Origin of the sequence: Hamadaea sp. (genome assembly GCF_013362815.1) — a bacterium.
Taxonomy (GTDB): Bacteria; Actinomycetota; Actinomycetes; order Mycobacteriales; family Micromonosporaceae; genus Hamadaea.
Window position 1 is genome coordinate 71,457 of sequence record NZ_JABFVK010000035.1, and the last position, 23,554, is coordinate 95,010.

A 23,554-nucleotide genomic window follows, 5' to 3' on the forward strand; every position below is an offset into this window, starting at 1 on the left:
TGGGGATGCGTGAGTGACGATGGCCAATGACGAGAAGCTGCTGGAGTACCTGAAGCGAGTCACGGCTGACCTCCAGCAGACCCGGCTCCGCCTGCGGGAGGCCGAGGAGGCCGACCACGAGCCGATCGCCGTCGTCGCGATGTCCTGCCGGTATCCCAGCGGGGTCGGCTCACCCGAGCAGCTGTGGGACCTCGTCGCCGGGGAACGCGACGGCATCTCCGGCTTCCCGGCCGACCGCGGGTGGAACCTCGACCTGCTCAGCGACGACCCGGAGCTGGTGGGCACCAGCTACGTGCGGGAGGGCGGCTTCCTGCACGACGCCGGAGACTTCGACCCCGAGTTCTTCGGGATGAGCCCCCGCGAGGCGCTCGCCACCGACCCCCAGCAGCGGATCATGCTCGAACTCGCCTGGGAGGCCTTCGAACGGGCCGGCATCGCGCCGGACTCGATGCGGGGCGCTCAGGTCGGCGTGTTCGCGGGCACGGGAGCGCAGGACTACCGGGACCTGGACGCCGACGCGGAGATCGTGGAGGCGTACCTCGCCACCGGGACTTCGGCGTCGGTCATCTCGGGCCGCATCTCCTACACCCTCGGGCTCGAAGGTCCGTCGGTCACTGTGGACACGGCCTGCTCGTCTTCGCTGGTCGCCCTGCATCTGGCGGTCCAGGCGCTCCGCCGCCGCGAGTGCGGAATGGCGCTCGCCGGCGGTGTCATGGTGATGTCGACGATGGTGCCGTTCGTCGCGTTCAGCCGGCAACGGGGACTGGCGCCGGACGGGCGCTGCAAGCCGTTCTCCGAGTCCGCCGACGGCACCGGATGGTCGGAGGGCGCGGGACTGATCCTGCTGGAGCGACTGTCCGACGCGCACCGCAACGGGCACCCCGTTCTCGCGATCGTACGCGGTTCGGCGGTCAACTCCGACGGTGCGGCCAACGGGCTCACCGCCCCGAGCGGGCCGGCTCAGCAGCGGGTGATCCGGCAGGCGCTGGCCGACGCCCGCCTGACGACGTCGCAGATCGACGTCATCGAGGCGCACGGCACCGGGACGACGCTGGGCGATCCGATCGAGGCGCAGGCGCTGCTGGCGACCTACGGGCAGAACCGGCCCGCCGACCGTCCACTGTGGCTTGGCTCGCTCAAGTCCAACATCGGCCACTCGCAGGCTGCGGCCGGGGTGGGCGGCATCATCAAGATGGTCATGGCGCTGCGGCACGGCGTACTCCCGAAGACGCTGCACGTGTCCGAGCCGACCAGCCACGTCGACTGGTCCGCCGGCGCGGTGGAGCTCCTGACCGAAGCCCGCGACTGGCCCCGGGACGACAACCCGCGACGTGCGGGCGTCTCCTCGTTCGGGCTCAGCGGCACCAACGTGCACGTGATCCTCGAAGAAGCGCCGGAGCCCGAGCCGGAGGCCGTCGAGCCACGACGTTCGCCCGACGTGGTGCCCCTGGTGTTGTCCGGTCGGGGGCAGGACGCTTTACGCGCGCAGTCCGCCCGGATCGGCGTACTCCTGGATGCTTCTGAAGGACCTGAACTGCTGGACGTGGCCTATTCGCTGACCACGTCGCGGACCTCGCTGTCGCATCGCGCGGTTGTGTTCGACGGCGCTGTGGGTCTCGCGGCGCTGGCGGCGGGCCAGGAGACCGCGAATGTGATCTCGGGTGTGAGCGCCGAGACCGCGCGCGTCGCGTTCGTGTTTCCCGGGCAAGGCTCGCAATGGCCGGGCATGGCGGTGGGGCTGCTCGATGCCTGCGGTCCGTTCGCCGACCGGTTGGCGGAGTGCGCCGAGGCGCTCCGCCCGCACGTCGACTGGGACCTGATCGACGTGCTCCGGCAGCGGCCGGGAGCGCCGGGACTGGACGATGTGGACGTCGTGCAACCGGTGCTGTGGGCGGTGATGGTGTCGCTGGCCGAGGCCTGGCGCTCGATGGGCGTCGAGCCGGCGGCCGTGGCCGGGCATTCGCAGGGCGAGGTTGCGGCGGCGTGTGTCGCGGGAGCCCTCAGCCTCGCCGACGGCGCGAAGGTGGTCGCGGTACGCAGCCGCATCATCCGCGAGGAGCTGGCCGGTCAGGGCGGCATGATGTCGATCGCGCTGCCCGTGGAGCGGGTCCGCGAACGGTTGCGCGACGGGTTGGAGATCGCCGCCGTCAACGGTCCCGAGTCGGTCGTCGTCTGTGGACGGACCGACGCGCTGGATTCGTTGTACGAGGCGGTTGTGGCCGATGGTGTGCAGGCCCGCCGCATCCCCGTGGACTACGCCTCGCACTCGGCCTTCATCGAACAGGTCGAGGACCGGATTCGCACCGAGCTTGCCGGGATCAGCCCGCAGCCGTCCGACGTGCCGTTCTACTCGACCGTCACGGCTGGAGTGCTCGACACCAGCGGCCTCGACGCCGGGTACTGGTACCGGAACCTGCGCCACACCGTCCGCTTCGAGGAGACGACCCGCGCGCTGCTCGCCGACGGCATCGGCGTGTTCGTCGAAGCCAGCCCTCATCCCGGGCTTCTCGTCGGACTGTCGGGCACGATCGCCGCCACGGGCGCCCGGGCGGTCGCGCTCGGCTCGCTGCGCCGCGACGAAGGCGACCTACGCCGGTTCCTCGTCTCGGTCGCCGAGGCGTACGTCGCGGGTGCGCCGGTCGACTGGCGGACGGTGTTCGCCGGCTCGGGCGCGCGCCCGGCCGACCTGCCGACCTATCCGTTCCAGCGCTCCCGCTACTGGCCCGACGAGCCACAGCGCGCCGGTGACGTCACCGCCGCCGGGCTCGAATCGGCCGACCATCCGCTGCTCGGGGCGTCGGTAATGCTGGCCGGCACCGAGGGTCTGCTGCTCACCGGCCGGCTCTCGGCCACGGCCCAGCGATGGCTTGCCGACCATGTCAGCAACGGTTCGGTCCGCGTACCGAGTGCGACCTTTGTGGAACTGGCGATCCGCGCGGGCGACGAGGTCGGTTGCGGGCTGCTCGACGAGCTGACGCTGGGCGCGCCGCTGCTGCTGCCCGCTCAGGGCGGCGTGCAGCTGCAGGTCAGCGTGGGTGCGCCGGACGACACCGGCCGCCGCGAACTCGCGGTGTTCGCTCGCGAGAATGCCGACGGTCCGTGGATCAGGCACGCTTCCGGGCGGCTCAGCCCTCGCGTGACCGCCTCCGCGTCCCCGGTCGGCGAATGGCCGCCGCGAGGTGCGACGGCGGTTCCGCTCGAAGGCGCGTACGACCAGCTGTCGGCGGCCGGGTTGCAGCTCGGTCCGGTTTTCCGAGGCGTACGCACACTGTGGCGACGCGGCGAGGAGGTTCTGGCCGAAGTCGAGCTGCCCGAGCAGGCTCGATCGGAGGCGGGGCGACTGCGGATGCACCCGGCGTTGCTGGAGGGCATCGCGCACGCGGCGGTTATGGGCGGCGTACCGGACGGGGCGGTGGCGGAGCCCGCGGCGTGGACCAGCCTGCGGCTGCACGCCACGGGTGCGACCACGATCCGGGTCCGGATGGCGTGGGACGCCCGTACGCTCGTCGCGATCGAGGCGGCGGACGAAGCCGGTGACCCCGTGCTCTCGGCGGACACGTTGTCCTGGCGGGATCTCGCGATGGACGAGCGGGCCACGGCTCACGCCGCCGACTCGCTCTACCGCGTCGACTGGGTGCCGGTCGCGGCAGCGGAAACCGGGGAAGTCTCCTGGATCGACTGGGCGTCGATTGTGGACGACGAACCGGTGCCCGACGTCGTCGTGCTGAACGTGCCCGGGGGGCTGCGACCGGACGACCTCCGGGCGGCCACTTCCCTGACCCTGGAGGTTCTGCAGCGCTGGCTCGCCGAGGACCGGTACGCCGATGCCAAGCTCGTCGTGCGTACGCGGGGCGCGGTCGGCGAGGTGACCGATCCCGCCGCGGCCGCAGTATGGGGCCTGGTGCGGTCGGCCCAGTCGGAGAACCCGGGTCAGATCATCCTGCTCGACGGCGACGTCGACATCTCTGTCTTGCTCAATTCCGGTGAGCCGCAGGTGCTCGTACGCGACGGGCAGATGTACGCCCCGCGCCTGGCCCGGCTCAGCCCCGCAACCGAAGCACCCGACTTGAGCACGGGTCCGGTGCTGATCACCGGCGGCACGGGTGCGTTGGGCGCGCTGTTCGCCCGCCACCTGGTCACCGAGTACGGCGTACGCGAGCTGCTTCTGGTCGGCCGGGCCGGTCCGGCGGCCCCCGGCGCGGAGTCGCTGAAGGCGGAGCTGACCGAGCTCGGTGCCGACGTCCAGATCGTCGCGTGCGACGTGGCCGACCGGGAGGCGCTGGCCTCGCTCTTGCACGGCGTACGCCTGACCGGGGTCGTCCACGCCGCCGGTGTGCTGGACGACGGAGTCATCGGCTCGCTGACGCCGGAGAAGATGGACGCCGTACTGCGGCCAAAAGCCGATGCGGCGTGGAACCTGCACGAACTGACCCAAGACATGAACCTGGCCGCCTTCGTGCTGTTCTCCGGGGCGGCCGGCCTCCTCGGCTCGCCGGGACAGGGCAACTACGCGGCGGCCAACGCGTACCTCGACGCGCTCGCGAGCTATCGCCGGTCGGCCGGGTTGGCCGCTCAGTCGCTCGCCTGGGGGCTGTGGTCGCGGGCCGGTCGAATGACGGGTTCGCTGTCGAGCACGGATATCTCCCGGATCTCGCAGGGCGGCGTCTTCGCACTGGCCGACGACGAAGGGCTGGCCCTGTTCGACGCGGCGCTCGGCACCGGCGAAGCCACCGTCGTTCCGATCCGACTCGACCTGGCCATGCTGCGCGCCCGGGGCGAGAATATGCCCGACGTCCTGCGTACGCTCGTCCCCCAGGTGCGCCGCCGCACGGCGGGCACGAAGGACGAGTCGGGTGTGCTGCGCCGGCAGTTGGCGGCGCTGCCCGAGCCGGACTGGGAACGGGCGCTGCTCGACCTGGTGCTCAACCAGGCGGCGCTCGTGCTCCGGTTCGAGTCCGTACGCTCGCTGATCCCGGACCGGCCGTTCAAGGACCTGGGATTCGACTCGCTGACCAGCGTGGAGTTCCGCAACCGGCTGGCCGCCGCGTCCGGTCTGCGGTTGCCGGTGACGGTCGTCTTCGACCACCCGACGCCGCTGGCGCTGGCCCGCTATCTGCTGAGCGAAGTCCGCGGCGACGCGGTCGAGGTACGCCCGGCGACGATCGACGTGAGCACCACCGAGCCGATCGCGATCGTCGGCATGGCCTGCCGATACCCGGGCGGCGCGAACACGCCGGAGGCGCTCTGGCGGATCGTCGCGGAGGGCCTCGACGTCGTCTCCGGCTTCCCCACCGATCGCGGCTGGGACGGCGAACGCCACTTCGATCCGACCGGGCGACGCCAGGACACCACGTACGTGAACCAGGGTGGCTTCCTCTACGGGGCGGCCGAGTTCGACGCGGAGTTCTTCGGAATCAGCCCCAAGGAAGCCCGGACGATGGACCCGCAGCAACGCCTGCTGTTGGAGACCTCCTGGGAAGCGCTGGAACACAGCGGTGTCGATCCCATGTCACTGAAGGGTTCGCCGACCGGCGTCTTCGTCGGCATGGCCTTCCACGACTACGCGCACAACAACAGCACCGGGGCCATCGCCTCCGGCCGGGTCGCGTACGTCCTCGGCCTCGAAGGGCCGGCGGTCACCGTCGACACCGCCTGCTCCTCCTCACTGGTGTCGATGCATTTGGCGATCCAGGCGCTGCGGGCGGGAGACTGCTCGCTGGCACTGGCCGGTGGCGTCGCGGTCATGGCGAGCATGGACAACTTCATCGAGTTCTCCCGCCAGCGCGCGCTCTCCCCGGACGGGCGCAGCCGGGCGTTCGCCGCCGCCGCCGACGGCACGAGCTGGTCCGAAGGCGTCGGCATGCTCCTGCTGGAGCGGCTGTCCGACGCCGAACGCAACGGCCACCGCATTCTCGCCGTGGTACGCGGCTCGGCGGTGAACCAGGACGGTGCGTCCAACGGGCTGACCGCGCCGAACGGACCGTCGCAGCAGCGGGTGATCCGGCAGGCGCTGGCCAACGCCCGATTGTCCGCCGCCGACGTCGACGTCGTGGAAGCGCACGGCACCGGGACAACACTGGGTGATCCCATCGAGGCTCAGGCCCTGTTGGCGACTTACGGCCAGGGGCGGCCGGTCGACCGTCCACTGTGGTTGGGTTCGCTCAAGTCCAACGTGGGCCATCCGCAGGCGGCTTCCGGGGTCGGTGGCGTCATCAAGATGGTCCTGGCGATGCAACACGGCGTACTGCCCAAGACGTTGCACGTCGACGAGCCGACTCCGCACGTGGACTGGTCAGCCGGTTCGGTGGAGTTGCTGACCGAGGCTCGGGAGTGGCCCGAACTCGGGCGTCCGCGCCGGGCCGGCGTGTCGTCCTTCGGGATCAGCGGAACCAATGCGCACGTGATCATCGAACAGTCCGTCTCCGGGCGGGCCGCGCTACAGGGGGACTCGGGTAGGGAATCATCCGGTGCGATCGTCCCCTGGGCGCTGTCGGCGAGATCGGCCGAAGGGCTCCGAGCCCAGGCGTCGAAGTTGGCATCCTTTGTGGAATCAGAGCCCGAACTGCGGCCGGTGGACGTCGGGTACTCGCTGATCACCGAGCGGGCGCTGCTGGAGCACCGGGCCGTCGTCGCCGGGTCCGACCGCGAGGAGCTGCTGCGCGGACTGGCCGCGCTGTCGACCGCGGAGTCCCGGGCGGTCCGCGCCGAACCGAAGTTGGCGGCGTTGTTCTCGGGCCAAGGTTCGCAGCGGCTCGGGATGGGCCGGGAGTTGTATGCGGCTTTCCCGGTCTTCGCTTCGGCGTTGTCCGAAGCCGTTACCGAACTCGATCAGCACCTTGATCGGCCGTTGCTCGACGTGATGTGGGGCGACGATGCGGAGTTGCTCGATCAGACGGGATACACCCAGGCGGCGTTGTTCGCGGTGGAGACGGCGTTGTTCCGGTTGGCCGAGTCGTGGGGCGTACGCCCGGACTTCGTGGGCGGGCATTCGATCGGTGAGGTGACCGCCGCGCATGTCGCCGGGGTGCTGTCCTTGGCGGATGCGGCGAAACTGGTGGCCGCCCGGGGCAGGCTGATGCAGGCGCTTCCTGCCGGTGGGGTGATGGTGTCGGTCGCCGCTCCGGAAGCCGACGTCCTCCCGCTGCTGGCGGACGGCGGGCTGGTGGACGGCGCGCTGGCGGATGGCGCGTGCGTGGACATTGCGGCGGTCAACGGCTCGGCTTCGGTCGTCTTGTCCGGTGCTGAAGACGCGGTGACGAGCGTCGTGTCCGTGCTGGAAGAACGGGGCGTGAAGACCAAGCAACTGCGGGTGTCGCACGCGTTCCACTCGGCATTGATGGACCCGATGCTGGACGAGTTCCGCGAAGTCCTGAATGGACTGACGTTCACAGAGCCGACGATCCCGGTCGTGTCGAACGTGACCGGCGACTTCACCCCGGTGAACAACCCCGAGTACTGGGTCACGCACGTCCGCGACGCCGTCCGATTCGCCGACGGCATCACGACGTTGGAAGCAGCGGGAGCGCAGGTCTTCTTCGAACTCGGCCCGGATGCCGTGCTCTCCGGAATGGCAGAAGGCCAGGGCACCTTCATCCCGGCTCAGCGGCGAAACCGCGAAGAACCGCTGACGATGGTCAACGCGCTGGGAGCTCTGCACACCGCCGGTGCCCGGGTGGACTGGAGCGCGTACTTCGCGGGGTCGGGCGCGACCCGGGTCGACCTGCCCACCTACGCCTTCCAGCGTACGCACTATTGGATGACCGCCGACGAGACGGCAGATCCCGAGTCGGTCGGCCAGGGCGCGGTCGAGCATCCGCTGCTGGGTGCCATGGTGGCGCTGGCCGGATCGGACAGCCTCGTACTCACCGGCAGGTTGTCGGTGGCGACGCATCCGTGGCTGGCCGATCACCGCATCCTGGACCGGATTCTGCTGCCAGGCACCGGGTTCGTGGAACTCGCGGTGCTCGCCGCTGACCACTGTGGATGCCCACTCGTCGAGGAGCTCGTGCTCCACGTTCCCCTCGTCCTGCCGGAGCACGGCGGCGTCCAGGTTCAGGTCACCGTCGGCGCTCCCACTGACGACGGCATCCGTCCGATCTCCGTGCACGCGCGCCACGAGGACGACGCGAGCGACGACTGGGTGCTGCACGCCGACGGGCGGCTCGCGCCCGATGCCACGCAACCGTCCTGGGTGCTCGATCAGTGGCCGCCGACCGGCGCGCAGCACGTCGACCTGACGACCTTCTACGACGACCTCGCCGAGGCCGGTCTGGACTATGGGCCCACGTTCCGGGGGCTGCGCAACGCTTGGCTCGCGGACGGGACCGTGCTCGCCGAGGTCGCGCTGTCTGAGAGTGCCGGCACGGGTGAGTTCGGCGTACACCCCGGTCTGCTCGACGCTGCGCTGCACGCGGTGGCCCTGGGTCGCGCCGAGGCTCAGGTCGCGCTGCCGTTCGCGTGGTCGAAGGTCGCGCTCCACGCGGCGGGCCAGAGCTCGCTGCGCGTCCAGGTCACTCCGACCCAAGGTGACGCGGTCACGCTCCGGGTCGCCGACCAGTCCGGCCGGCCGGTGCTCTCCGTCGAGGCGCTGCTCTCCCGCCCGGTCACCGCCGCGCAGGTCACCCGGCCCAGCGACGCCCTCTTCCGCGTGGAATGGTCCCGGTCCGAGGTCGTTCCACAGCAGATCGACTGGTACGCCTTGGACGCGGTCGGGACCAGGGAACTGGCCGACGTGGCGGTCCTCGACCTCACGGCGTACTCGGATGCCCGGGTCGCGGTGCACGAAGCTCTTCGATCCATCCAGGGTTGGCTGGCCGACGAGCGGGCCGCCGCGACCAGGCTCGTGGTGCTGGCGGATCGGAGCCTCGCGGGTTCCGCCGTCTGGGGCCTGGTGCGCTCAGCCCAGTCGGAGAATCCCGGTCGCATCGTGCTGGCCGACGCTGGTGTCGCGGATCTGCCGTTGCTCATCGGCTCCGGAGAATCGCAGGTCGCGGTACGCGACGGCGAGGTCTTCGTCCCCCGCCTCGTCCGAGTGCCGGCCGCCGGTTCAGGTATCGCATGGGACCTGCCCGGTTCGGTGCTGATCACCGGCGGAACGGGCGGCCTCGGTGCGGTCGTCGCGCGGCATGCGGTCGCCCGGGGAGCTTCCTGCGTAGTGCTCGTGAGCCGTCGTGGCGAGAGTGCGCCGGGGGCGGCCGAACTGGTGGCCGAGCTGCGCGAGAGCGGCGCCGCAGTGGTGGTATGCGCAGCGGACGTCGCTGATCGAGACGCACTCGTGGAGGTGCTCGGCCAGGTCCCGCCGCAGTTCCCGCTCCGGACCGTGGTGCACGCGGCCGGCGTACTCGATGACGGCGTCCTTGAATCGCTGACGCCGGAGCGACTGGACGCGGTGCTCGGGCCGAAGATGGACGCCGCGTGGCACCTGCACGAGCTGACCGCGGACCTGGACTTGTCGGCGTTCGTGCTGTTCTCCGCGGCCGCCGGGGTGCTCGGCGCGCCGGGACAGGGCAACTACGCCGCCGCCAACTCCTACTTGGACGCATTGGCCGCCTTCCGCGTCGAGCAGGGCCTGCCCGCGCAGTCGATCGCGTGGGGGCTGTGGGAGCAAGAGACCGCGATGACGGCGAGGCTGAGCGAAGCCGATCGCGCTCGGATGGCTCGGGCCGGCGTCCTTCCATTGTCCATTGCGGACGGAACGGAGCTTCTCGACGTCGCGGGTGCGGCGGGCGAACCGGCGTTGGTGGCGCTCAAGCTGGACCCCGGCGCACTGGCGTCGGCCGGGATGATCCCGGATCTTCTGCGTGGCTTGGTACGCGGACGCGCCCGCCGCAAGCTCGGGACCGCGACGTCGGGTGCGCCGGTGCTCGAAGCCGCGTCTTCGATCGCGTCTGACGAAGAGCGAGCGGCGTTGGCGCTGCGCGTCGTGCTCGACCACGTCGCGGCCGTCCTCGGGCACGCCGACGCCTCGCGGATCGACCCCGCGCAAGCCTTCACGAGCTTGGGTTTCGACTCCTTGAGTGCGGTGGAGTTCCGGAACGGCTTGGCGGTGGCGACCGGGTTGGCGTTGCCGGCGACGCTCGTGTTCGACTATCCGGCTCCCGATGTGCTGGCCCGATTCCTGAGCGACGAACTGGCCGGCCGTTCCTCGGTGGCGACTTCCGTCGCGACCACCACGGTCTCGGATGAGCCCCTCGCAATCGTGGGTATGGCGTGCCGGTTCCCCGGTGGAGTCACCTCTCCCGACGAACTGTGGCGGCTGGTCGCCGACGGCCGGGAGGGCATCGGCGGATTCCCGCTCGACCGGGGCTGGGATCTTGATTCGCTGATCGACCTATCCGGTCGTCGCCCGGAGACGTCCAGTGTGGACCGCGGCGGCTTCCTGGACAACGCCGGGGGCTTCGATGCGGGCTTCTTCGGGATCTCGCCGAACGAGGCGCTGGCGATGGATCCGCAGCAGCGGTTGCTTCTCGAGACTTCGTGGGAGGCGTTGGAGCGGGCGGAGATCGATCCGGCCGCGCTGAAGGGCAGCCGGACCGGCGTGTTCGTCGGGATGATGTACCACGACTACGCACACAGTGGCGCTTCCGGCGCGGTGGCGTCGGGTCGTCTGTCGTATTGGTTCGGGCTGGAGGGTCCGGCGGTGACGGTGGACACGGCGTGTTCGTCGTCGCTGGTTGCGTTGCATTTGGCGGGTCAGGCGCTGCGGTCGGGTGAGTGTTCGCTGGCGTTGGTCGGTGGTGTGACGGTGATGTCGTCGCCGGACTCGTTCGTCGAGTTCTCCCGGCAAGGCGGGTTGGCTCCGGACGGCCGGTGCAAGTCGTTCGCGGATGCGGCCGACGGCACGAGCTGGTCTGAAGGTGTCGGCATGCTTCTGGTGGAGCGGCTGTCCGAAGCACGCCGCAATGGCCATCGCATCCTGGCCGTGGTACGCGGCTCCGCCGTGAACCAAGACGGTGCGTCCAACGGGCTGACCGCGCCGAACGGGCCGTCGCAGCAACGGGTGATTCGGCAAGCACTCGCCAACGCCCGGTTGTCCGCCGCCGACGTCGATGCCGTGGAAGCGCACGGCACGGGCACGACGTTGGGTGATCCGATCGAGGCGCAGGCGCTGCTGGCCACGTACGGGCAGGATCGGGCCGAACCGCTGTGGCTGGGTTCGCTGAAGTCCAACATCGGGCACGCGCAGGCGGCGGCCGGCGTCGCCGGGATCATCAAGATGGTCCTGGCGATGCGGCACGGCGTACTGCCCCGGACGCTGAACGTGGACACACCGTCGTCCTACGTGGACTGGTCGGCCGGTGCGGTCGAGCTGCTGACCGAGGCGCGGGAGTGGCCCGATCTCGACCGTCCCCGGCGCGCCGCCGTGTCGTCGTTCGGGATCAGCGGCACGAACGCCCACGTGATCCTGGAACAAGGCCCGGTTGAGCATGAGGTTCGTGCCGAGTCCGACACTGCGCTCCCGGTGATCCCCTGGATGCTGTCGGCCCGGACCGGCCCGGCTTTGCGGGCGCAGGCGGCTGCTCTCGCGGCGTACGCGGCGGGGAACGGCGAGCTGAGCGACCTCGACGTTGCGCGTACGCTCATGCGGCGGCCAGTGCTGGAACACCGGGCGGTGGTCACCGGGTCCAGCCGTGACGAGCTCCTGGCCGCGTTGGCTTCCGTCGACACGTCTTCGGCTGTGCACACGACGCCATCTGTGGCGGTGCTGTTCTCGGGGCAGGGTTCGCAGCGTCTCGGGATGGGCCGGGAGTTGTATGCGGCTTTCCCGGTCTTCTCTGCGGCGTTGAACGAGGTCGTTGGCGCCCTGGACGGCTTGCTGGATCGGCCGTTGCTGGAGGTCATGTGGGGCGACGATGCGGAGTTCCTGAACGAGACCGGGTACGCACAGCCGGCGTTGTTCGCGGTGGAGACGGCGTTGTTCCGGCTGACCGAGTCGTGGGGCGTACGCCCGGACTTCGTGGGCGGTCATTCGATCGGTGAGGTGACCGCTGCGCACGTCGCCGGGGTGCTGTCCCTATCGGATGCGGCGAAACTGGTGGCCGCCCGGGGCAGGCTGATGCAGGCGCTCCCATCCGGTGGCGTGATGGTGTCCGTCGCGGCATCCGAGGCCGACGTTCTCCCAATGCTGGCAGACGACGCGCTGGCAGACGGCGCACACGTGGACGTCGCGGCGATCAACGGTTCCGCTGCCGTGGTTCTCTCCGGCGCTGAGCAGGCCGTGGCGCGCGTGGTGGCCGAGCTGGAGCGGCGCGGTGTGAAGACCAAGCAACTGCGGGTGTCGCACGCGTTCCACTCCTCGCTGATGGACCCGATGCTGGATGAGTTCCGCGCAGTCCTGAATGGACTGTCGTTCGGCGAGGCGACGATCCCGGTGGTGTCGAACGTGACCGGCGACTTCACCCCGGTGAGCGACCCGGAGTACTGGGTGACCCACGTCCGCAACGCGGTCCGGTTCGCCGACGGGGTTCAGGCGCTGGAATCGGCCGGAGCACGAGTCTTCCTCGAACTCGGGCCAGACGCCGTGCTCTCCGGTATGGCAGAAGGCCAGGGGACCTTCATCCCGGCGCAGCGGCGTAACCGCGAAGAGGCGGCCACGGTCATCACCGCGCTGGGCGACCTCCACGTGGCGGGTGTGCCCGTCCGCTGGTCCGCCCTGCTCGGCGAGCGGCGAAGCACCGCCGTCGAGCTGCCGACGTACGCCTTCCAGCGGTCCCATTACTGGCGCGTCGAGGCGGACGCCACCGACCCCGCGGCCGCCGGGCTCGGCTCGGTGACGCATCCGCTGCTGGGTGCCGCCGTACCCCTGGCCGGGTCGGACGCGCAGGTGTTCACCGGCCGGTTCTCGCTGGCGACCCATCCGTGGCTGGCCGACCATCGCATCCTGGGCCAGATGTTGTTCCCCGGGACCGGCCTGGTCGAGCTTGCGCTCCAGGCCGGCGGACGGCTCGACGAACTCGTGCTGCGAGCGCCGCTCGTCGTGCCCGAGCAGGGCGCGGTGACCATCCAGGTCTCGGTCGGAGCAGGGACGGACAGGGGCACTCGATCCGTGAGCGTCTACTCGCGGCTGGAGAACGCGGGGGAGTGGACTCTTCACGCGCAGGGCGTACTGAGCGACGAGGCCGATCCGCAGGATTGGGAGCTCGCCGAGTGGCCCCCGCCCGGTACGCACCCGGTGGACGTCGACGGCTTCTACGCCGGTCTGGCCGAGGCGGACCTCGTCTACGGCCCGGTCTTCCAGGGACTACGAGCTGCCTGGCGCTCCGATACCGACCTGTACGCCGAAGTCGAGCTGCCCGAAGCGGTCCACGAAGCGGCACAGGCGTACGGGTTGCACCCGGCACTGTTCGATGCAGCGCTCCATGACCCCCGCATCACGGCGAACCAGAGTGACGGCGAGGCGAAGGTCCCGTTCGCGTGGTCCGGGGTGTCGCTGTTCGCGACCGGCGCGACGCGACTCCGGGTTCACCTGCGGAGCCTCGACGGCGACGCGATGTCGCTGCGGTTGGCCGATCCGGCCGGGCGTCCGGTGGCGAGCGTCGTCTCCGTCGCCGTACGCACAGTGTCGGCCGACCAGCTCGTCCAGTCCGGCCCGGCGATCGCCGATTGTCTGTACCAGGTGGACTGGGTGCCCGGCGACGAGTCCCTCTCGACCGGCGATCTCGGCCAGGACATCGTGGTTCCCGTCGCCGACACCGCTGGCACTCTTCCGGAGCGGGCTCTGGCGGCCACGACGTCCACGCTCGCGGCGATCCAGTACTGGCTGGGCGACGAGCGGTCCTCGGCGGGCCGGATCGTCGTGCTCACCCGTGGCGCTGTGCGGATGTCGACCGCGGATGGCGTGCCCGATCCGGTGCAGGCCGCGGTATGGGGACTGGTGCGGGCGGCTCAGGCGGAGAACCCGGGCCGCATCGTGTTGGTCGACGCTGTGACGGAGTCTGAGCTGCTCGCCGCCGCTGTGCAGAGCGGCGCAACCGAGGTGGCGATCCGGGGCGACCGGCTCTGGTTCCCCCGGCTGACCAGGACGCCGATCCCGGAGCACGCTGTGTCCTGGGATCTGCCCGGCACCGTGTTGATCACGGGCGGCACCGGCGGAGTAGGCGCGGTGGCGGCTCGCCACGTCGTCGATCGGGGTGCCCCTAGCGTCCTGCTGCTGAGCCGCCGTGGCCCGGCAGCGGAGGGCGCCGAAGAGTTGGCGGCCGATCTACGTACGCGAGGCGCAGTCGTCACGATCGTCGCGGGCGATGCGGCCGACCGGGAGTCGCTGTCGGCGGCGCTGACGCAGGTTCCTAGTGAGTATCCCCTCGCGGCGGTGGTGCACGCGGCGGGCGTACTCGACGACGGCGTACTCACCTCGCTGACCCCGGAGAAGGTGAGCACAGTATTCCGGCCGAAGGTGGATGCGGCGTACCTGCTGCACGAGCTGACCCGGGAGCTCGGCCTGTCGAGGTTCGTGCTGTTCTCCTCGGTCGCCGGTGTACTCGGCGCTCCCGGCCAGGCCAACTACGCGGCGGCGAACGCCTTCCTGGACGCCCTCGCCGCCCTCCGGGCCGAGCAGGGTCTTCCGGCGCAGTCGGTCGCCTGGGGACTCTGGGCGCAGACCAGTGCGATGACCGCCCACTTGAGCAGCGCCGACCGAGCCCGGATGTCCCGCTCCGGAGTGCTCGCCCTGTCCGAGGGGGAAGGCACGGCTCTGCTCGACGCCGCAGTCGCCGTCAGCGCGCCCGCATTGATCGCGATGCGCTTGGACGGCTCGGGCCAGGTCGGTGACGTTCCGGACTTGCTGCGCGGCCTCGTGCGTACGCGTCGGCAGGCCGGAACGGCTCCGGCGGCGGGAGGGCTGGCTCGGCGGGTCCTCGCCGCTCCGGCCGAGGAACGCGAATCGATCTTGCTGGACGTCGTCCTGACACAGGCCGCCTCCGTCCTCGGTCATCGGGACACGGCGGCGCTCGCTCCCGCGCTCCCGTTCACCCGACTGGGCTTCGACTCGTTGAGCGCAGTCGAGTTCCGGAACGGCTTGGCGGCAGCGACCGGGTTGGCGTTGCCTGCGACGCTCGTGTTCGACTACCCCGCGCCCGATGTGCTGGCCCGGTTCCTGACCGCCGAGTACGCCGGCCGCCCCTCGTCCGAGGCGAAAGCAGCAACCGGCGGAGCAACGGATGAGCCGCTCGCCATCGTGGGTATGGCGTGCCGGTATCCGGGCGAGGTGGCTTCGCCGGACGATCTGTGGCGGCTGGTTGCCGACGGCCGGGAGGGCATCGGCGGATTCCCGATCGATCGAGGCTGGGATCTCGATTCGCTGATCGACCTGACGGGTAAGCGGCCGCACACGTCCGTTGTGGACAGAGGCGGGTTCCTGGCCGACGTGGCGGGCTTCGATGCGGGCTTCTTCGGGATCTCGCCGAACGAAGCGCTGGCGATGGATCCGCAGCAGCGGTTGCTTCTCGAAACTTCGTGGGAGGCGCTGGAGCGGGCGGAGATCGATCCGGCCGCGCTGAAGGGCAGCCGGACCGGCGTGTTCGTCGGCATGATGTACCACGACTACGTCCACAACAGCGCCTCGGGCGCGGTGGCGTCGGGCCGCCTGTCGTACTGGTTCGGGCTGGAAGGCCCGGCTGTCACGGTGGACACGGCGTGTTCGTCGTCGCTGGTGGCGCTGCATTTGGCGGGTCAGGCGCTGCGGTCGGGTGAGTGTTCGCTGGCGTTGGTCGGTGGTGTGACGGTGATGTCGTCGCCGGACTCGTTCGTCGAGTTCTCCCGGCAAGGCGGGTTGGCTCCGGACGGGCGGTGCAAGTCGTTCGCCGACGCGGCCGACGGTACAAGCTGGTCTGAAGGTGTCGGCATGCTGCTCGTCGAGCGGCTGTCCGAAGCACGCCGCAACGGCCACCGCATCCTCGCCGTGGTACGCGGCTCCGCCGTCAACCAGGACGGTGCGTCCAACGGGCTCACCGCGCCGAACGGACCGTCCCAGCAACGGGTGATCCGCCAGGCGCTCTCGGTCTCCGGACTCCGTGCCTCCGATGTGGATCTCGTGGAAGGCCATGGCACGGGCACGACGCTGGGCGACCCCATCGAGGCGCAAGCGCTCCTGGCCACCTACGGGCAAGATCGCGACCGGCCGCTGTGGCTGGGCTCGCTCAAGTCCAACATCGGGCACAGCCAGGCGGCGGCCGGGGTCGGCGGCATCATCAAGCTGGTTCAGGCGATGCGGCACGGCGTACTGCCGCAGACGCTGCACGTCGACAAGCCGTCCGTCCAGGTGGACTGGTCGGCCGGCGCGGTCGAACTGCTGACGGAGAACCGCCCGTGGCCGGACCTGGGTCGTCCGCGGCGAGCGGCGATCTCGTCGTTCGGCATCAGCGGCACCAACGCCCACGTGATCCTGGAACAGCCGCCCGCCGACGATCCGGCCGAGGTTCCGGTGCCCGATCCAGTATTGCTGCCGTGGGTGATCTCGGCGAAGTCGGCTGCGGGACTACGCGGTCAGGCGGCCACGCTCGCGGCGGCGATCGAGTCCGATCCGACACTGAGCGCGGCCGACATCGCGTACGCCCTGGCGACCGCCCGCCCCGGTCTCGAACACCGCATGGTCGTCGTCGGAAGCGACCGTGAGGAGCTGCTGAGCCGGCTGACCACGGTTCCCGAGTCCCGGGCCGTACGCGGAGAGCCGAAGATCGCCGTCCTGTTCTCCGGCCAGGGCTCGCAGCGGCTCGGCATGGGACGCGAGTCGGCGGACGCCTTCCCGGTGTTCTCCGGCGCGCTGCACGAGGTAGTGGCCGAACTGGATCGCCACCTGGATCGGCCACTCCTCGAAGTGATGTGGGGCTCCGACGAGGAACTGCTGAACCAGACCGCGTACGCCCAAGCGGCCTTGTTCGCGGTGGAGACGGCGTTGTTCCGGCTGACCGAGTCGTGGGGCGTACGCCCTGCCTTCCTCGGTGGCCACTCGATCGGTGAGGTGACCGCCGCCCACGTCGCCGGGGTGCTCTCGCTCGCCGATGCGGCGACGCTGGTGGCCGCCCGGGGCCGCCTGATGCAGGCGCTCCCACCAGGCGGCGTGATGGTCTCCGTGATCGCGTCCGCAACCGAGGTCGAGAAACACCTGGTCGAAGGCGTGGACATCGCCGCGATCAACGGCCCCGAAGCCGTGGTCCTCTCCGGTGCCGCCGACGCGGTCGAGCAGGTCGCACGTGCCCTGGCGGAGAAGGGCGTCAAGACCAAGCACCTCCGGGTGTCCCACGCTTTCCACTCCTCGTTGATGGACCCGATGCTCGACGAGTTCCGGGAAGTCCTGAATGGACTGAGATTCGGCGAGGCGGCCATCCCGGTGGTGTCGAACGTGACCGGCGACTTCACTCCGGTCGACCACCCGGAGTACTGGGTGACCCATGTGCGCAACGCCGTCCGGTTCGCCGACGGCTTGACCGCCCTGGAAGCAGCGGGCGCGCAGGTCTTCCTCGAACTCGGCCCCGACGCCGTGCTCTCCGCGATGGGGGAGGACTTAATCCCCGCGCTGCGGCGGAACCGGCCGGAGGCGTACACGCTCGTGAGTGCCCTCGGCGACCTGCACGTCGCGGGCGTACGGGTCGACTGGCGGGCCTACTTCGGCCGGACCGGCCGCGCCCGCGTCGAGCTGCCCACCTACGCCTTCCAGCACGAGCGCTACTGGTCCACCGGCGAGGAGACCAAGGATCTCGCGTCGGTCGGCCAGGGCGCGCTCGGGCATCCACTCGTCGGTGCAGCGGTGGCCCTGGCCTCCGGTGAGGTGCTGCTCACCGGCCGCCTCTCGCTCGCGACCCATCCGTGGCTGGCCGACCATCAGGTCCTCGGCCGCCCGCTGCTGCCCGGCACGGCCTTCGTCGAACTCGCGCTCCGAGCCGGCGAGCAGGTCGGTTGCGACCGCCTCGCCGAACTCGTCCTCCATGCGCCGCTCGCGTTGCCGGTTCACGGCGGCGTCCAGCTGCAGGTCTCGGCGGGCGCGCCGACCGCGTCCAGCGACCGCATCGTCGCGATCCACTCCCGGCCCGAGGGCGCGGCCGACTGGACCCTGCACGCGCAGGGCACGCTCGGCGGGTCCGTCACCGATCCGACGTGGGAGCTCACGCAGTGGCCGCCGGCCGGCGCACGGCCGTTGGAACTCGACGGCTTCTACGACGGTCTGGCTGCGGCAGGTCTGGAATACGGTCCGGTCTTCCAAGGGGTACGCACAGCGTGGCAGTCCGGTAATGACTTGTACGCGGAAGTGGCGCTGCCCACCGAGGATCGACTGGGAGCCGCCGAGTGCGGAATTCACCCGGCGCTGCTGGACATGGCGCTGCACGATCCCCGGGTCGACGCCGCCCAAGCCGTCCCCGGCGAGGTGCGCGTTCCCTTCTCGTGGTCCGGCGTCTCGCTGTTCGCCTCCGGGGCGACCGCGTTGCGCGTACACGTGCGAAACACCGGACCGGAAACGTTGACGCTCGCGATCGCCGACATGAGCGGGCAGCCGGTCGCGAGCGTCGACGCCCTCACCAGCCGGACCATCTCGGCCGACCAGCTGGGCGCGGTGCGCACGGCGGTCCACGAGGACCTGTTCCAGGTGGACTGGATTCCCGCAGCGACCGGGGCCCGGCCGGAGGTTCGATGGGCGCTGGTGGGGGCGGATGTCGATGACCAGATGCCCGAGGTCTTCGTCCTGCCCGTGACCGTGCCGGACGGCGACGTGCCGGGTCGGGTCCGCACCGCTGTGCGTGACGCGGTGACGACGCTACGGTCCTGGTTGGACGATCCGAAGTGGACATCGTCGAAGCTGGTCGTGCTGGCCGACCGTGGGCTCGCCGGGGCGGCGGTGTGGGGTCTCGTGCGCTCGGCGCAGTCGGAGAACCCGGGCCGAATCGTGTTGGCCGACGCCGCGCTGGACGACCTGCCGATCGTCGTCGGCGCGGGCGAGTCCCAGGTGATCGTCCGGGGCGGCCAGGCGTGGGTGCCGAGGCTGGCGCCCATGCCGCTGGCTCAGGACGACTCCGAGGCGGCGGTTTCCTGGGACCTCCCGGGTTCGGTGTTGATCACCGGTGGCACGAGCGGCCTGGGTGCGGTGGTCGCCCGGCACGTGGTGGCCCAAGGCGCACCGAGCGTCGTCCTGGTGAGCCGCCGGGGCCCGGACGCTCCGGAGGCCGGCGAGCTGGTGGCCGATCTGCGAGCGCAGGGCGCCCAGGTGACGGTATGCGCGGCGGACGTGTCCGACCGGGCGGCCTTGGCCAGGGTGCTCGACGAGGTTCCGGACGAGTTCCCCGTGCGCGCCGTGGTCCACGCGGCGGGCGTACTGTCCGACGGCGTTCTGAGCTCGCTGACCCCGGAGAAGATCGACGCCGTACTGCGGCCGAAGGTCGACGCCGCCTGGCATCTGCACGAGCTGACCAAGGACTCCGGCCTGTCGAGGTTCGTGCTGTTCTCCTCGGCGGCCGGCGTACTCGGCGCGGCCGGCCAGGGCAACTATGCGGCGGCGAACGCCTTCCTCGACGCCCTCGCGGAGCACCGGCGCGAATCGGGTCTGCCCGCTCAGTCCGTGGCCTGGGGACTGTGGACCGATTCGGGGACGATGGCCCGGAACCTGACCGAGGCCGACCGGGCCCGGATGGCCCGCTCCGGCGTGGTGGGACTGTCCACCGCAGAGGGAACGGCGTTGCTGGACCTCGCCGTCGGCACCGATGCCCGTGCCGTCGTGGCGATGCGGCTCGACGCGGGCAGCCTGGCCGACGGCCCGTCCGAGGTTCCGGAGATGCTGCGCGCGCTCGCCCCGGGGCGTACGCGTCGCCGGGTCAGCACCGTCGCGCCGATCTCCGGGCTGGCCGACCGGCTGCGGTCGCTCGCCGAACCGGAGCGTACCGCTGCCGTGCTGGAGCTGGTCCTGACCACGGCGGCCGCGGTGCTGGGCCACGCCGACGCCGGCGCACTGGACCCCGATGAGGCGTTCACCGGGCTGGGGTTCGACTCACTGAGCGCGGTGGAGTTGCGCAACACGCTCGGCGCGGCCACTGGTCTGGCGCTTCCGGCCACCCTCGTCTTCGACTTCCCGGACCCGCGTCTGGTCGCGGCGCACATGGCCGCGTTGCTGGTGCCCGACGCCGGATCGGACGACGAGGAAGGGGAGGACCGGTTGCGGCGGCTGTTCACCGAGATCCCGCTGCATCGCCTTCGGGACGCCGGTCTCCTGGACAGCCTCCTCGACCTGGCGGGGGTGGCGCGCGTGACCATTCCCGCCCAGCGCGACGCGCTCGACGACGTGGACATCGACGACATGGACATCGACAGTTTGATCAACGCGGCCCTCGACGACGCGGCGGAAGGGTGACGACGAGTCATGGTCAACGCAGACGGGAAGGCCGACGGCAAGATCGTCGAGGCGCTGCGGGCGTCGGTGAAGGAGGCCGAGCGGCTCCGGGCGAAGAATCGTGAGCTGCTCGCCGCGTCGCACGAGCCGCTCGCGATCGTGGGAATGGCCTGCCGTTATCCGGGTGGGGTCACCTCGCCGGAGGACCTCTGGCAGCTGGTCGCCGAGGGCCGTGACGCGATCGGCGGGTTCCCGGTCGATCGGGGCTGGGATCTCGGCTCGCTCGTCGACCCGATCGGGGAGCAGCCCGGGACGACCTATGTGGACCAAGGTGGCTTCCTCGCCACGCCGGGCGCGTTCGACACGGTGTTCTTCGGGATCGGCCCGAACGAGGCGATCAGGATGGATCCCCAGCAACGGCTGCTGCTGGAGACGACCTGGGAGGCACTGGAGCGGGCGGAGATCGATCCGGCCTCGCTGAAGGGCAGCAAGACGGGCGTGTACGTCGGCATGATGTACCACGACTACCCCTACAGCAACGCCGCGGGCGCGGTGGCCTCCGGCCGCCTGTCCTACTGGTACGGGCTCGAAGGCCCGTCCCTCACGGTGGACACCGCTTGTTCCTCGTCGTTGGCAGCGCTGCACCTGGCCACACAAGCGCTGCGGTCCGGCGAATGCACGATGGCGCTGGTCGGTGGTGTCGCGGTGATGGCTCAGCCGGACGTGTTCGTCGAGTTCTCCCGGCAGAAGGCGTTGTCCAAGGACGGCCGCTGCAGGTCGTTCGCCGCGGCGGCCGACGGGACGAGCTGGGCCGAAGGCGTCGGCATGATCGTGGTGGAACGCCTCAGCGACGCCGAGCACGCTGGGCATACCGTGCTCGCGGTGGTCCGCGGAACCGCCGTCAACCAAGACGGTGCTTCCAACGGGCTCACCGCCCCCAGCGGTCCGTCCCAGCAGCGGGTGATCCGGCAGGCGCTGGCCAACGCCCGGGTGGCCGCCGACCAGGTCGACGTCGTGGAGGCGCACGGCACCGGCACGACGCTGGGCGATCCGATCGAGGCGCAGGCCTTGCTGGCGACCTACGGGCAGAACCGCCCGGCCGATCGTCCACTGTGGCTCGGCTCGCTGAAGTCGAACATCGGGCACTCGCAGGCCGCCGCCGGGGTGGGCGGGATCATCAAGATGGTCATGGCGCTGCGACATGGCGTACTGCCGAAGACGTTGCACGTCGACGAGCCCACGCCGCACGTCGACTGGTCGGCCGGGCAGGTGAAGCTGCTCACCGAGGCCCGGGAGTGGCCGAAGGCCGACCATCCCCGTCGCGCCGCCGTCTCCTCGTTCGGGGTCAGTGGCACCAACGCCCACATCGTGCTCGAAGAGGCACCGGCGTCAGCGCCGCCGGAACCGGCCTCCCCGTTGGCGGCGGTGCCACTGCTTCTGTCCGCCAAGTCGGCCGACGGCATACGCGCTCAGGCGAGTCAGCTTCTCACCTATGTGGATGATCATGCGGACGTCACGCCGGAGGAGGTCGCGTACGCCCTGATGCGTCGGCCCGCTCTCGAACACCGCGCGGTGGTGGTAGGCGAGGATCGTGAGCGACTGCGTACGTCGCTCGCCGCGCTCGCCGCCGAGGAGCCCACTACGACGGTGGTACGCGGCCGGGCCGCCCGTGGTGGTGGCCTGGTGTGGGTGTTCCCGGGTCAGGGTTCGCAGTGGCTGGGCATGGGTGCGGAGTTGCTCGAGTCTTCGCCGGTGTTCGGTCAGGTGGTGGCCGATTGCGACGAGGTGCTGGCGGATTTGGCGGGTTGGTCGGCCGCCGATGTGCTGCGGGATGTGACGGGTGCGCCGTCGTTGGAGCGGGTGGACGTCGTTCAGCCGGTGTTGTTCGTGATGATGGCGGGGTTGGCCGCTGTGTGGCGGTCGCTCGGTGTGACTCCGGACGTGGTGGTCGGTCACTCGCAGGGTGAGGTCGCGGCGGCGTACGTGGCGGGTGGTCTGTCGCTGGCGGACGCGTTGCGGGTGGTCGTTCTCCGCAGTCGCGCGGTGTTGGGCATCGCGGGCACCGGCGGCATGATCTCAGTACCGTTGCCGGCCGGCGAACTCGGCGACCTCGGACCCGACGTCAGCGTCGCCGCCCTCAACGGAGCCGCGTCGGTCGTGTTGTCGGGGCCGGACGGCGACCTGGAGAAACTGCTTTCGGCGTACGCCGACGCCGGAGTGCGGGCCCGCCGGATTCCGGTGGACTACGCCTCTCACTCCGTGGCGGTCGACCGACTGCGGGACGAGATCCTCCAGGCGTTGGAGTCGATCCGGCCCGTCGCGTCCGGCGTCCCGTTCTACTCCACGGTCACCGGCGAGCTGATGGACACCGCCGGCCTGGATGCGGCGTACTGGTTCCGGAACCTCCGGGAGACCGTGCGATTCGAGCCGGTGCTGCGCCTGCTCGCCGACCGGGGTCACCGGACTTTTGTCGAGGTCAGCCCGCATCCGGTGATCACGGTGAGCATCCGCGAGACATTGGATGAGGCTCGGGTCGTCGGTTCGCTGCGCCGCAACGAAGGCGGCATGTCCCGGGTTTTGCTCTCCGCCGGGGAACTCCACACCGGCGGCGTCGACGTGGACTGGCCGGCGTTGTTCGGCGGAGCGCCACCGCGACCGGCCCAGATCCCGACGTACGCCTTCGACCGCCAGCAGTTCTGGTTGACCGAAGGGCCGAGCGGCGACGATCCGAGCGCGCTGGGACTGCTGCCGGTCGAGCACAACTTCCTTCGTGCGGCCGGTTCGGTCGGCTCAGCGGATCTCGTGGTGCTGAGGGGTCGGGTGTCCGCCTCCCGCCAGGCGTGGGTGAACGACCACGCCGCGTTGGACACGTTGCTGCTTCCCGGTACGGCGTTGGTGGACCTGGCGCTGTGCGCCGCCGACCAGACCGGCTGCCAAACGATCGAGGAACTGGCCCTCCGGGCGCCCCTTCTCCTGCCGCCCGACGGCGATCTCGCCCTGCAAGTGGTGGTCTCAGCGCCCGACGACGCCGGTCGCCGCGGCGTCGGGCTGTACAGCCGGGCGGCGAACGGGCCGGCCGACCAACCCTGGACTCATCACGCGGAAGGCGTACTCGGCTCCGAAGCGCCTGCGGTTCCCGGTGATCTCCGGACGTGGCCGCCCGCCGACGCTCAGCGGATCGAGGTCGACGGGGTCTACGACCGGCTACGCGACGAAGGCTACGGATACGGCCCGGCGTTCCAGGGGCTC

General features: G+C 70.6%; 2 protein-coding genes. Both read left to right on the top strand.

Annotated features, from left to right (window positions below; all coding sequences use genetic code 11):
- The first annotated feature begins 19 nt into the window (after window positions 1-19).
- Complete coding sequence (locus HOV77_RS18270) at window positions 20-20,326, top strand: type I polyketide synthase (RefSeq protein WP_290863621.1); 20,307 nt, start codon at window positions 20-22, stop codon at window positions 20,324-20,326.
- Between the two features lie 9 nt (window positions 20,327-20,335).
- Window positions 20,336-23,554, top strand: a 3,219-nt coding sequence (locus HOV77_RS18275) for a type I polyketide synthase (protein ID WP_290863620.1), incomplete at its 3' end; no start/stop codon positions are given.

Bases quoted from the DNA above. Each gene is read 5' to 3' on its own strand.
- HOV77_RS18270 (WP_290863621.1), top strand. From the start codon at position 20: ATGGCCAATGACGAGAAGCTGCTGGAGTACCTGAAGCGAGTCACGGCT.